At 67.6% G+C, this 13,677-nt stretch carries 8 protein-coding genes; 6 read left to right on the top strand and 2 right to left on the bottom strand.

The window, feature by feature from the left end; translation table 11 throughout:
* Positions 1–95: 95 nt before the first annotated feature.
* From ACJ8AT_RS13960 to ACJ8AT_RS13935, 6 genes are read left to right on the top strand one after another with little or no spacing between them, the layout of a single operon-like run.
* The gene (locus tag ACJ8AT_RS13960; protein WP_407738207.1) at positions 96–659 is read left to right on the top strand and encodes a chemotaxis protein CheW; all 564 of its coding nucleotides are present in this window, start codon (positions 96–98) and stop codon (positions 657–659) included.
* Complete coding sequence (locus tag ACJ8AT_RS13955; RefSeq protein WP_407738206.1) at positions 656–1,999, top strand: CheR family methyltransferase; 1,344 nt, start codon at positions 656–658, stop codon at positions 1,997–1,999. The genes ACJ8AT_RS13960 and ACJ8AT_RS13955 overlap by 4 nt, the downstream gene beginning before the upstream one ends.
* Before the next feature lie 45 nt (positions 2,000–2,044).
* Entirely contained in the window at positions 2,045–3,676 is a 1,632-nt protein-coding gene (locus ACJ8AT_RS13950) for a methyl-accepting chemotaxis protein (protein WP_407738205.1), read from the top strand.
* The gene (locus ACJ8AT_RS13945; RefSeq protein ID WP_407738204.1) at positions 3,673–4,089 is read left to right on the top strand and encodes a two-component system response regulator; all 417 of its coding nucleotides are present in this window, start codon (positions 3,673–3,675) and stop codon (positions 4,087–4,089) included. The genes ACJ8AT_RS13950 and ACJ8AT_RS13945 overlap by 4 nt, the downstream gene beginning before the upstream one ends.
* 7 nt (positions 4,090–4,096) lie before the next feature.
* Positions 4,097–4,678 carry a chemotaxis protein CheW gene (locus ACJ8AT_RS13940; RefSeq protein ID WP_407738203.1) on the top strand — a complete coding sequence of 194 codons (582 nt, stop codon included), beginning with the start codon at positions 4,097–4,099 and terminating at the stop codon, positions 4,676–4,678.
* 9 nt (positions 4,679–4,687) lie between these two features.
* Positions 4,688–7,261, top strand: coding sequence for a response regulator (locus ACJ8AT_RS13935; RefSeq protein ID WP_407738202.1), 2,574 nt, complete (start codon positions 4,688–4,690; stop codon positions 7,259–7,261).
* 87 nt (positions 7,262–7,348) lie between these two features.
* Here ACJ8AT_RS13935 and ACJ8AT_RS13930 read toward each other — a convergent pair whose 3' ends face one another.
* Positions 7,349–9,892 carry a hypothetical protein gene (locus ACJ8AT_RS13930; protein ID WP_407738201.1) on the bottom strand — a complete coding sequence of 848 codons (2,544 nt, stop codon included), beginning with the start codon at positions 9,890–9,892 and terminating at the stop codon, positions 7,349–7,351.
* A complete protein-coding gene (locus tag ACJ8AT_RS13925; protein ID WP_407738200.1) occupies positions 9,893–13,297 on the bottom strand; it encodes a hypothetical protein in 3,405 nt (1,134 codons plus the stop codon).
* Between the last annotated feature and the right edge of the window lie 380 nt (positions 13,298–13,677).

Below are 13,677 nucleotides of genomic sequence, written 5' to 3'. Positions count from 1 at the left end.
AAGCATCGCCGCCTGTTCGCCCGCATTGACGGTCCTCCACCGGGCGGATTACGTTTCGGCCCCACCCGAGCAGAGGCTTTGGCTGGGTCTCCCCGATGGCTGAAACTCCCACAACACCTGCGGAAGCCCAGGCGCGTCGTGCGTCAGTACAGCAGCGGCTGAACTCGTTGGAGAACGAGGTGACGCGGCTGCGGCGAGAGCTGGTCCACCTGGGCGGTGAGCATCGGCTGCCGGGGCTCTACCTCACCGTGGAGGTGGCGGGCACGCAAGTGCTGTTGCCCTCCGAGTCCGTGCAAGAGGTTGTCCGCCTGGTGGAGCTGCAGCCCCTGCCGGGCACGCCTGCGCACATCATTGGCGCCTTCATCTACCGTGGGGTGTCCGCCCTGGCGGTGGACCTGGCCTCGCTCATGGGCGTGCGCCGGGAGCCCTCGCTGGACGCGCACCTGGTGGTCTGCGTGGGCGACCGCACGGTGGCGCTGCTGGTGGACCACGTGCAGGACATCGTCGAGGCGCCGCTCCTGGTGGATCAGGTGGCCGAGGGCGAGGCGCGGACGGCCTGGGACAAGACGGGGCTGATGGCGGGCCTGTGCCGCACGGCGGAGGGGCTGAGGCCCCTGCTGCGCACCTCGGCCCTGCTGGCGATCTCGGAGGAGACGTGAGCGAGGTAGCGCGCGCGGATGCGCTCGACGAGGCCACGCTCGGCCGGGTCGAGGAAGTGCTGCGCGAGGCCAGCGGCATGACGCTCGCTTCCAGCGTCCGGCGCTCGTTGAGCACCGCGCTCACGCGGGCGGCCGAGGCGCGAGGGCTGGAGATCGCCTTCTTCCTCCAGCGGCTGCTGGCGCGCGACCCGGCGTTCGTCGAGTCCTTCATCGAGTACGCCGTCATCGGAGAGACGTACTTCTTCCGCCACCCCGAGCACCTGCGCGAGCTGGCCCGGGCGGCCACCCTGAAGGAAGACGGCCTGTTCCGGGTCTGGAGCGCCGGCTGCGCCACGGGCGAGGAGGCCTACAGCATCGCGATGACGCTGCTGGCCGCGGGGCTGCCGGTGGAGCGCATCCGGGTGATGGCCTCCGACATCTCCGCCCGCTCGCTGCAGCGCGCCCGCGCCGCCACCTACGGCCCCTGGTCGGTGCGGCGCATCGAGCCCTCCATGGAGCGGCGCTTCCTGACGCCGCAGGGCGATCTGGTGATGGTGAACTCCCAGGCGCGGCGGCCGGTGGAGTTCCTACGTCACAACCTGGTCCTCGAGGCGGCGCCGGTGGCCGACCTGGACGCCGTCTTCTGCCGCAACGTCCTCATCTACTTCCCGCATGAGCTGGTGAAGCAGGTGCTCGCCAAGCTCATCGCGACGATCAATCCCGGAGGGCTGCTCTTCCTGGCGCCCGCGGAGATTCCCCTCACCAACGGGATGGGCCTGGATCAGATCGACGTGCAGGGCTCCCCCGTGCTGCGCGTGCCCCGGCTGCGAGTGGCGCCCGCGGAGCCAGCGCCCGCGCCAAAGCCGAAGGCCGCGCCGCCGCCGCCCCCGCCTGCCCCCAAGCCTCGCGTTGTGCCTGCCCTCGCACCGGCTCCGTCCCCCGTGGCACCCAAAGTCCCGGCTGCTTCCACGGGGAGTGATGACATCCTGCGTCAGGCGCACGCGGCGGCGCAGGCGGGCCAGTTCGACAAGGCCGAGGAGCTGGGCCGGGAGGCGGCCAAGAAGCTCATGCCGGAGGCCTACCAGCTACTGGCCATGGTGGCCGAGGCCCGGGACAACCTCAACGAGGCGGTGGCTTTGGTCCGCAGGGCGCTGTATCTGGATCCGCAAATGGCGCTCGCCCACGCTACGCTGGTCAACCTCTATACGCGATTGAATCGACGGGAGGAGGCGGAGCGGGCCGAGCAGAACGCGCTGCGCGCGCTGGATGGGCTGGATGACGAGCATCTGCTCCGGGGGCTGGAGCCGATGACAGCGGGAGCCCTGCGGCAGGCGCTGGCTTCGCGGAAGCGGAAGGGTTAGCAGGGAGCGCCAGCAGGGCGGCGCTCGTGAGAGTTGGGAGGTCATGTGGAAGTCCAAGGCATCAAGCTGTCCAAGCCGGGACGTCGTTCGGTGGGACGGCTCAGCCTGCGCACCAAGATCCTGTTGATCACGGGGCTGACGGGTGCCCTGGTGGCCAGTCTCTTGATCGCCGAGTTCACGGTGCAGATGCGCTCCGCGTTGCGGGACGAGCTGGCGTCGCGCGCGCGTGTGGTGAGCATCCAACTGGCGAGCAACCTGGCGGCCCACACCGCGGCCAACTCCCAGGTCAGCCTGCAGCAGGCGGCGGATGCCACGCTGCGCGACGTGCCGGAGGTGGCGTACGTGGTGGTGCGCGACAGCCAGGGCGAGGTGCTGGCCCAGGCCGCCGAGAAGGAGTACGTGGGCGCCGACAAGGTGGCCCCCGTCAAGTCGGCGCAGGCCGTGGAGCGCGAGCGGACGGTGGGCGGGCGGCCGGTGCTGGAGACCTCGGCGCCCATCTTCTACGGCCGGGCGGAGGATCCGCGGCAGCCCGCGGCGTCCGAGAAGCAGGTCCAGGTGGGCACCGTGCAGGTGGGCATCCAGCTGGACTCGCTTGCCTCCTCGGTGCGCGACAGCATCGTCCGGGCGGTGGAGCTGGGCGTGCTGGTCCTGCTGCTCTGCATGATCGCCGCGGCCCTGCTGTCCCGGCTGGTGACGGTGCCGCTGGAGCGGCTGGCCCAGGCAGCCGTGGGGATCGCCGCGGGCGATCTGCGCCAGCGCGTCGATGTGCACTCCAGTGACGAGATCGGCGATGTGGCGGAGAGCTTCGGGCAGATGGCGCAGACGGTGACGCACCTGGTGGCGGACCTGCGCGGCGCCGCGGCGGACATCGAGCGCGAGGCCAACAGCGCGCTCACCACCTCCTCGCAGCAGTCCGCCATGGCGCACGAGCAGGCCTCCGCCATCAGCGAGACGAGCACCACGGTGGCCGAGATCGCCCAGACGGCCAAGCAGGCCACCAGCTACGCGGACTCGGTGATCAGCGGCACGCAGCGCTCCGAGGCGCTGTCCACCGAGGGCCAGAAAGTCGTGGCCGAGAGCGTGGCCGGCATGGAGAAGCTGGGCGAGCAGGTGCGCGCCATCGCCGTGGCCATCACCGAGCTCAACGAGCGCACCCTGCAGATCGGCGACATCATCACCACGGTGCGCGACGTGGCCGAGCAGTCCAACCTCTTGGCCCTCAACGCCTCCATCGAGGCGGCCAAGGCCGGCGAGCATGGCCGCGGCTTCGCGGTGGTGGCCATGGAGATGCGCGCCCTGGCCGAGCAGTCCAAGGTGGCCGCCAACCAGGTGCGAGGCCTGCTGGGCGAGGTGCAGAAGGGCACCAAGGCCGCCGTGGCCGCCACGGACGAGGGCAGCCGCAGAGCCCAGGCCGCCATGGCGCTGGCGCAGAGCGCGGGCTCTGCCATTCTCGGCCTGGCCGAGGTCATCAAGGAGTCCTCTGCCGCGGCGCGGCAGATCGCCGGCAACACGCGGCAGCAGACCATCGGAGTCGAGCAGATCGCCACCGCGATGAGTGAGCTGTCGGTGGCCATGGCTGACAGCGTCAATGGGACGCGTCAGATTGAACAGGTTGCGGGTAACCTCTCGAACCTCTCCAAGAAGTTCTCGGAGCTCGTAGGTAGATATCAGCTATGAACACGGCCGGGACAAAGGGAGCGCCGTTGAAGGTTCTCATCGTCGAGGACACCAAGACGATCACGAACCTGCTGCAGGTGTACCTGATGGGCTGGGGGCTTCAGTTCTTTGACGCCGGCAACGGCGTGCAGGGACTGGCCAAGGCCCGCGAGATCAAGCCGGATCTGATCATCTCCGACGTACAGATGCCGGAGATGGACGGGTTCGCGCTGTGCGCGGCGGTGCGGGCGGACGGCGCGCTGCACGCCACGCCCTTCCTGCTGCTCACCTCGCTCAAGGACGAGGCGAGCCGCCAGCGCGGCAGGCTGGTGGGCGCCAGCGCCTTCCTCAACAAGCCCGTCTCGGTGGACGAGCTGCGGGAGCGCGTGCGCGAGCTGTTGAAACTTCCTGTGAAGAGCCCCTCGGGCCGCTGAGCACCCGATGTCCACGGAAGACACCGACACCAAGGTCGAGATCGACTACTCGGGCCTCATCCAGAGGTTGGATGACGCGCGGGCGCTGATCGAGAACGCGCAGGTGAGCCCGGAGAAGCGCCGCGAGGTGCTGTCCAACCGGGCGCGCGTGCTGGCCGGCTCTCGCGAGCAGGCCCGCCCCGCGGTGCTCACCGTGCTGACCTTCCGCGTCGGCGGCGAGCGCTACGCCGTCCCCATCGAGCAGGTGGATCATGTGCTGGAGTCTCGCGGGCTGTGCATGCTGCCCGGGGCGCCGCGGCACGTGATGGGGGCGCTCGTGTCGCGCTCGCGCGTGGTGCCGGTGTTGGACCTGCGCCAGCTGCTGGGGCTCGAGGGCGGCGGCATGTCCGACCTGGGCAAGGTGGTGGTGGTGGATCTCACCGGGGATGCCTTCGGGATCGCGGCGGAGCAGGTGGACGGGCGGCAGGAGCTGCTGCGCGCCACCCTGTCTCAGCCCCCCGCGGGACCTTTTCTGCACCTGACTCCGGACCGGCTGACGGTGCTCGATGTGGCCCAGCTCGGGACTCCGTCCGCCGAGAGGCGAGGGTAGGCACGGCGCATGGATCAACAGGTGCTCCGGAGCATCTGGCCCATCTTCTCCGCGGAGACGCGGGAGCAGATCCAGGCCATTGGCACGAAGATCCTCGGGCTGGAGGAAGATCCGGCCGGGCGTGATCCCGATCTGCTCCCGTCGCTGAAGCGGCTGGTGCACAGCCTGAAGGGCTCGGCCGCGAGCCTGGGGCTGACGGAGATCGAGCAGGTCGTCCACGCCATCGAGGATGGGCTGGCGCGCTACCGTGCCAATGATCGGCTGCCGCGTGAGGTGGTGGAGGTCACCCTGCGGGGGCTGTCCTCCATCGAGCTGGCGCTGGGGCTCGGGGATGCGGGCGAGACCCCCGTCATCGAAGGGCTGGCCGGGCTGCTGGCCGCGCTCGGCAGTGGCCAGGCGCCGAAGGAGAACCCCAGCGAGCGCTTCCGCAAGGACGCGCTGGGAGTGCTGGACAAGCTCGAGGCGGCGCTCGTCACCCTGGTCTCTCCGAACGTGCCGGATCGCGCGGACACCGTGCGGACGGCGGTGATGCTGGCGCGCTCGCTGCGGATCACGGCCGAGGCTGCTGAAGAGGAGCAGATCGCCCCGCTCGCGGAGCGCACGGCGGCGGGCTTCTCGAAGATGGAGCAGCCGGGGGATGGCGCGAGCATCGCCGCGTCGGATCTCGCGGGCTTGCTCGTGGAGATCCGGGGTGCACTCGGTCCTGCCGCGCCCCAGGCTCCCGCCAAGGCGTCCGCTCCTGCGCCGGAGCCCGAGCGCGCCCCCGCTCCGACGAAGCAGGCCGCAGAGGCCTTGCGCGCGGCCAGCGAGGCGGCGGTCATGCCCGCGGCGGGTGAAGGGGCCGCTGGCTCCAAGGGCGGCGTCGATCAGGCGGTGCGCGTCTCGGTGAAGACGCTCGAGTCGCTGGGGCTCCAGGTGGAGCACCTGATCGCGGGCCGGGCGCTGCAGGCGCGTCGGACCGATGCCCTGAGGGATCTGCTCGACAACACGCACGACACGATCGTGCACCTGGAGCGCTCCTCCTCGCAGCTCTCCCTGTCGAGTGGGAACGGGAGCGCGGAGGCGCTGGAGCCGCTGCGCGCCGGAGTGGTCAGCCTGCGCGGCATGCAGAAGCGGATCGTGGAGCTGCTCAAGGACGCCACCCGCGAGGGCGAGCAGCTCAACCTGGTGGCCCAGGTGGTCCGGGACGATCTGCGCGATCTGCGCATGGTTCCGGCCCTTCAGGTGCTCGAGCCGCTGCGGCGCACGGTGCGCGAGGTGAGCGCGCGGCTGAGCAAGCAGGTGGAGCTGTTCGTCGCCGGTGGAGACGTGCGGCTGGATCGGCGCATCCTGGACGCGTTGAAGGATCCGCTGCTGCACCTGGTGCGCAACGCCATCGATCACGGCATCGAGATGCCGGAGGCCCGGCGCGCCGCGGGCAAGTCCGAGAAGGGCCGGCTCTGGGTGCGCGTGGAGTCCCGCGGCACCCGTATCGCCGTCATCGTGGAGGATGATGGCGGAGGCCTGTCTCCGGCGAAGGTGCGCGCCACCGCCATCCGGCGCGGCCTGCTGACGGCGGAGGCCGCGGCCAAGCTCTCGGATGCCCAGGCGGCGCGGCTCATCTTCCAGCCGGGCTTCTCCACGCGCGATCAAGTGACGGAGACGTCCGGACGCGGCGTGGGCCTGGATGTGGTGCTCGCCACGGCGCAGCGCCTCCAGGGCGCGGTGGACGTGACGTACACGGAGGGGCAGGGGACTCGCTTCCTGATCGATCTGCCGCTCACGCTCGCCTCGGCCTTGGGGCTGCTGGTCCGCGTGGGCACCTCGGTCGTCGCCGTGCCCTCGGACATGGTCGAGCGCGTGTTCCGCCTGGCCCCGCAGGATGTGGGGACGGTGGCGGGCCGCGTGGTGGCGCGTGTGGAGGACGAGCAGCTCATCTTCCTCTCGCTGGCGGAGGCCGTTGGGCTGCCCCGGCTGCCGCTGGCGCTCGACAACGGGAAGATGCAGCCGGTGATGTTGCTCGCGCTCGGCAAGGACCGGGTGGTGTTCGCCATCGACGAGGTGGCGGGGCAGCAGGAGATCGTCGTCCGGGCGCTGGGCCCGCACCTGAAGGGCGTGGCGCACCTGGCCGGCGCGGCCGTGCTGGATGATGGCCGGTTGGTGCCGGTGCTCAACGCGCCGGAGTTGCTGCGCGCCGCGTCTCCCACGACGCGCACGGTGGCGGGAGAGATCCGCCGCCCCCGCATCCTCGTGTGCGACGACGCGCTCACCACGCGCTTCGCGATGAAGTCGCTGCTGGAGATCGCCGGCTACCCGGTGGTCACCGCCTCGGACGGCGAGGAGGCGTGGGAGGTGCTGGAGCGCACGCCCTGCCAGCTCGTGGTCAGCGACTGGCAGATGCCGCGGCTGGATGGCGTGGGGCTCACGCGGCGCATCCGCTCCCACCCGACGCTCAACCGGATGCCTGTCATCCTCGTCACCTCGCTCGACAGCCCCGAGGAGCGGGCCGAGGGCCTCGAGGCGGGCGCGGACGGCTACCTCGTCAAGCGCGAGGTGGAGCGTGGCAAGCTGCTGGATCTCGTCCGGCAGTTGATGCCCGGGTAGTGTCGTGGGCCCATGGGGCGGCTATTAGGCAGAGGTTCTTGGCTTCTTTCAACGTCATCGGCCGGTCTTGGGGGAGAAGACTGCTCGTCACTTGGCTGGCCGGATGGAGTCCGGCAGCGTGAAGCGCGCTCTGACGCCGTTCTTTCGGAGCTGATCGAGCCAGGCCAGGGCATCCTGGCTTGAGACCTGGTGGCGGATGAGCGCGTGATAGAGGTGGTAGAACTCATCCGGCAGGCTGCTGGCGAAGGTGATCGGGTCATCGTCCCCCAGGCACACCGCAACGGGACCACCGGGCTCGCCTGGGCGTCCCGGAAGCGGCTGAAGCCGGAACACGGGGTGCTCGTCGAGCGGGAGATCGCCAATCAGGATGTTGCTCGAAGGATTGGCCTCGATAGTGATGCCGAGCCGGGCGAGCAGCGTGCGCAGGAATCGCTGAGCCTGATGGAGCATGGGGACTTCGGACGGATGCGTCTCGATCTCCAGTGGCGCCTGCCCCTTGGCATACACCTCGAAGTCCGTGAGGTACCGGAGCACCAGCTTCCCGGCGAGATCCTCATCGTGGACGCCGAGCGAGGGGCGCATGAATGGATAGCCCAGGCTTGCCAGGAAGCGTGGTTTGTGCCGCAGCTCCCGGGCACGCAGGAGCACCTCGGGCGTGAAGTGGTTCCTTCCGTAGATCTGCTCGGCTAGGTGGTCGATCTGCCCACGGACGTATTCCACCCTGGCGGCATCTGCGGGCATCTCCGCTCGGCGGTACCGGCCGAGTTCCCAGAGCAGATCGTCCAGGCGCTCCTCCGCGGGCTGGCGGACCAGGGGAATGGAGGCGGCCCATTGCTCGGGATCCACTCCCAGCGCCACGGCATGGCCAATCCGGTCGTCCCCTCTGAGGATGCCGAACTCGATGGGCTCGTGGATGCGCCTCAGGCCCTCGATGAGCCGGCGGAAGTCCTCGCCCGCGTGAAGGGTGAGATGGAACGGAGGAGGCACTCGGCCATAGGGAGCGAGCCTGCGTGCGATGCGCGCGGACTGCTCGCGCAATCTCTGGAGAATGGGGAGGAAGACCCAGGTGGGAACAGCCAGCTCCAGGCTGCACACATCCAGCCCCCGAAGCACGATCAGCAACTCCGGGTGGTGCTGCAGGGCCGCCTCGATGGCGAGTGCCTCGCGCTGCTTCTCGTGGAAGTAGCTGCCGAAGCGGCACAGGTGCGCAATCTGCCGGGGATCCGCATGGGGCAGATGATCGCTGCGCCGGGTGTTCCGCACCTTGGTGAAGTGAAGGACGAGCCCTCGCTCCGCCCGGACTCCCGGAGGCTCGGGCGCTCGCTCGATGTGCCGGACGAGATCGCGAATGTCCTGCCAGTGAGGGGAGGGGGAAGTTCTCACCTCGATCGACTTCAAGGGAGGGCCCCGGGACTCCAGCATGAGGGCGGAGGCCATCAAGGCCCGCTCGCTCATGCCTCCGCGAAGGGCGGAGATGCGCCTGAAGTGCACCGAGAACCAATCGAGCCCCGCAGTGCCTGGTTCCAGGACCAGATGCCGGTAGGTGAGGCTCCGGATGCGGACGTACTGCCAGAACACCCGGGAGAACTCTTCGTCACGGCTGCCCGCTGAGCCCAGCAGGTAGCGGAGGCCCCGCGTCAGCAGGTGCGTCTCGGGGAGCGTACCCTCACCGCCGATCCACTCCGAGACGGGATCCCGGCGGCGCAGTTCCGCCAGCGATTCCGCTGGTGAGGAGGGGTGAGCCGTGCCGGTGAGCCGCCGTAGGATGGGCCTCAACGACGCGAAGCTCTGCGGGCGAGCACCACGGTACAGCGCGCTGAGCGCTGCCTGGCTCTCCTCTGCGTTCCGCCCTCGTCTGGCCTGAGCCCGGACGTAGGAGACGAAGCGGGAGTCCAGTCCCAGTTCGAGGCGCCAGAGGAACCCCGCGAGGATGAGGCGGGCGAAGGCCGCAGTTACGAGCCAGTCGAGGAACTCCCGAGCTGACCCAAAGGGCAAGGAGCCTTCCGACTGGAGTGCCTTGGGCTGAAGCGCGTGATCGCCGACGCGGGTCATCAAGTGGGTCCAGAGCCACTCGAAGGGCACTGCGGCGCCCAGGTGGAGGTGCGTCTGCGCGATGCCCTCGGTCTCGAAGAAGCGCTCCAGGTGGGGGATGCCGAGGTTGACGAAATCTGTTGGGGGAGAGGTCTGCTCGGCGGCCGCATGGGCCGCGATCAGGACGTCCGGTGGGAGCGCGAAGGAGAGCCAGCGCCAGCGCGCAGCGAGCACTTCGGGAGACGGGCGTACCTCGATTCGCAGCACCGCGTGATCTCCCACGAAGGCTAGCAAGTGCCCTGCTAGGCTCTGGGCGAAGGACGCCAAGGAAATGCGCAGGCCGCGAGAGCCTGGAGGCGACTCGCCGCTGCCGAACCACACCCCATCCCGGAACTGGGACAGCACTTCGAGTGAGAGCCCTCGTGCGCGCGGCCGCAAGTGGGCTAGGAGCGCATTCGAGAGGTGCTGGGTGTCCCGGCCCAGGACGCCCGCATCGGTCCGGGTGAGCGTGTCCAGTCCCAGGCGGAACCCCGCCTCGGAGGTCAGCGGCCAAGCCGCGATCTCAGCCTCAAGTTGGTGGATGTTCGCCGAGCTGGGCATCTACGCGGGAGTGTCGAACTGAATCGCGTGGGATGCATCGGCTCCAATGACCTGTTTCCAGGGATGATTCGGGTCCAAGCCGTCCATCTCCGCGAGGAATCGCGCTACGGATGCACCATCATGATCGAGCCCAGCAAGGTGAAGCGAGCGCCGCGCCCAGGCCCGTCGCGCAGCGACGATGGCTTCAATTCTGGAAGGGTCGACGGGCGTCGAGAGCAGTCCGAGCAGGAAGGTGCATTCTTGGGATGGGAGCCCCAGCTCCGGTGTAGCGAACAAGAGCACGCCTATCTCTGCCCACTCTCGGATGCGTGCCCAGCGTGTGCCTTGGAGATCGATCTTCTGAGGAGACGTACGGATCCACTGCAGAGCATCGTCCCACAGAAGAACGCTGGATGTAGTCAGCTGCCTCCCATTGGCGATGGCGCTCATCTGGTAGAGCAGGTCGCGAACGAGACTCGTGCGATTAGAGGAAGCCCTGAGGATGAGCATGGGCTTTGGACGGCACCGTTGCCAGAGTTGATCAGTCAGGTGCCAGTCCAAGAAAGACAGCCACCTTGGAACGGGCCAGTCGATGTGGACCGGCTTGCCCCGGAAGAGATACATGCTCGATACGCCTGGAAGAGCCGCACCCCAGGTTATGTCGTGGAGCTCAGCATTGCTTGCGGTGGAGCCGTCGACATCCCGTTCGTCTGCCACGATGTCGTAAGCCACAGCCAGGACCTTGTGCAACTCATCGCTTGCACGATCTTCGGCACGCAAGTAGCCATGCAATTGCCAGATGATGCCGTTTCGTGCCTCAAGATTTCTCTCTGGCGCGGCTCGCCTGACGATGGGATCTTGCAGGCAACCCGCGAGCTCTGAAGGCAGCACCACCTGCAGTCCTGCCTCGCCTTGGGAGAGCATGACCCGGATCACCGCTTGTTCGGACGGTGGTCTAGACTCGATCAAGGTATTCCAAAGCGTCAGGAGCGCCTGACTGGCGGATGCCTTCTCGGAGGCGAGTCGCTCCATGGCCGCCACCAATTCGCTGAGCCGCTCTCTTGGGATGCCCTGGAACTGCGTGGAGAGGTTGAGGGTCTCATCCACGTAATGCTTGAGGGACTCAGGGAGCTTGGCTGAGCTCGCGGGGTGATGGTGGACGGGGATCTTCGTCATGGCCTTCTGAAGCGCCTCGGTGAGATCCTGGCCTTGGACAGCCGACGGCCGATCTTCGACCCTGGAACCCCAGTCGAAAGAGGGATGCGCCTCATCGATTTTCTGCAGAATGGTCGAGGGCGTCTCGGTTTCCTCCAGCTGGATCTCGTCGAGTGCGGACTTGGCTCGTGACCGGCGTCCGGTCTTCAGCCTAGAGACCAAGAGAGATTGGAACTCCGACGGGATGCGCGCGAGCAGTGCACCAAGGAAGTCATTGGCAAGTGAAGGAGGAAGCCCTGACTCGGGTGCTGCGAGCAGTCCGACTCGCTCATAGAGCCAGCGATCCAGCCGGCGCTGCCTTGGGGAACTTGAGCTGTTTTCCGCGAGCCGGCGAAGGGCCTCCGAGATGCGCGCCGCTAGGTCCTCCCAGAGGTTCCTGTCCTCAGGGAACTGCTCGTCCGGTCGGCGCCGGGCATCGGCGCTGAGGACAGCGGAGACGAACCGCCCTATCAGGGCTCCAGGGGCTTTGTGAGAAAGAATCGAGCTGAGGCTCTGCCGGGTCCACGCGGCCATCACTAGATGGAACTCGAGAGGCGTGGTCCAATCGGGAAGGGGCCAAGCGAACTCTGCCTTCCGGCCGCGGCCAATGGCGATGACGGTGCTCGCCAGAGGGGAGTCGAACCCCTGGGGGAGTGACCGATCTGGCATTTCTCCATCCACTTCATCTACAGCGACATTCAGCGCCAACTGCAGAAGGGCAGTCACTGGCTCTGGGAGAGGGGGTTCATCGGGGAGCGGAGCGTAGGTAAAACCAGTGGGGATATTGATCCTGAGAGCGTTGCTCGAACCTGGAAGCACGGTTGCCTTGAAGCTCTGACTCTCCCACGAGAGATAATCCGGGAGTTCAACGAAGAGTCCCTCATCCCGCAGCTGCACAGACTCCAACAGGGATGCCTGGAGCGCCGAAGAGAGGTCGCTGAACCGGATGCTGTCTTGCCAGAGCTCGTGGACGAGAAATGCCGCGCGCTTGCGGAGATCGGAAGTGCTCAGCCGTTGCCTGAGATCCTGAAGCCGCCTCAGTCGATCTGGCAGTGCGCGCTGCAGGAACGGAGCCAGCTCGATATAGCCTGCGAGGTTCGAGGGGGGCAGCTGCTCGAAGGTACGGCGAAGTGGAATGTCCAGTTCCTGCTGGAGAAGCTTGAACCGCTCGCGTGGCCGGAGCGAGAGGAGGGAGAAGCGCTGCCCTCTAGGTACGGCCTTGTTGTACGCGTTCCATGCCAGCCCCAGCGCATTCGGCTTGGAATCAATGGCCACGCTCTCCGTGCTGCTGAGATCCCCTGAGCCGAGGGCCTCTCGAAAGCGCCCAAGATAGTGGAGCCGGAGCGTCTTGATGAAAAGGTCCGTCTCGCCAGTGAGCACGAACACCAGGCGGGGATGCCAAAATGTTCGCAGCAAATCGAGCAGCTCGACACACCGGTGCGGGTTCATGTCTGCGTCGTCTATGGACAGGATGAACCGTGCATCCGGCTTCACCATGCGGAGCCGCTGGCAGGCATCCTCGGCGACGCGGTCCACGAACTCGCGCCAGCGGTCCTGGATGGAGAGCCGGGCCCGCTCGGCTTGGCCGAGCTCGACGGCGTACGACTCGGGATCCAGGTCCTTTCTTCGCTGCGAGAGGTTGCTCTCCCAGCCGATGGCGGCATCTTGGAGCAGCTCGCGCCAGGCTTTTCGCGAGGGGAGCTCGACCTCCCATTTCGGATTCCAACTTCCGATCGGGGCAGGGGGAGCCCCCCGCTCCGTTCCATCAACGCCCTCCAGATCGTCCACGAGTTCAAGCAGACGCCCTGCCAGCCAGGTGAGCAGCGAGGTGGACTGGGGGAGTGGCTGCAGATCGAGCACTCGGAGCGGGATCAGTTTGCCCGCCAGCTCACCGCGCTGCAGCCACTCGACGATCTCCTCGGGGGCCTTGCCGGTGGGCTCTTGCCGGAGCACGCGAAGCCAGAGCTCGAGCACCGTGAGTAGGACACTGGTCTTGCCACTGCCGCGGCTTCCATCGATCAGGATGACGTTCGACTCGCGGTGGGGATCCGGCCTCCAGCTGAAGGGACCTGCGGGACGCTTCCCTCCGAGCGGGAGCGAGACGAAGTCGCGGAGATACTTGTGAATCTCCACCGCGACGGCCTGCTGGTCCTCGGTCAGATCGGCCCATTCGTAGGGGAGCGCCTCTGGGCGAGCGCGGTGTGTCTGGAGCCGCTTGGAATCATTCTGCATGGCTGCCGGGTATCGAAACCTAAATTTACGGGCAGATCCAGAACGCGGCCCGGGGATCGTCTCGCCTCCTGCCCTTCATCTCCGCTCTCTATTAGACCCTGCGCATAGGGCGAATGGGAGGCCGGTTGAGGGTGTGGGCTGGTGCAGAGGGGCCGAGGAGGGCCGCTGACGTATGGAGTCTGGGCTGTGCGCTAGTGGAGTGTCCACGAAGTGCATAGACATAGTCGCTGGGGATGCATAGCTCTTCTCGATGAGAAGACGCCCCCCGCGACTGATCCACCTCGCGCCATCAGAGGTCGCGCACCTCGAGGGTCTGGTGCAAGACGGCCGGACCGAGCAGCGCATCGCACGCCGAGCACGCATTCTGCTCGCCATGGCGG

The organism is Hyalangium sp. (assembly GCF_045802625.1).
GTDB lineage: Bacteria > Myxococcota > Myxococcia > Myxococcales > Myxococcaceae > Hyalangium.
The sequence above is the reverse complement of the archived record's forward strand: the minus strand, read 5'-3'. Positions and strand labels throughout refer to the sequence as shown.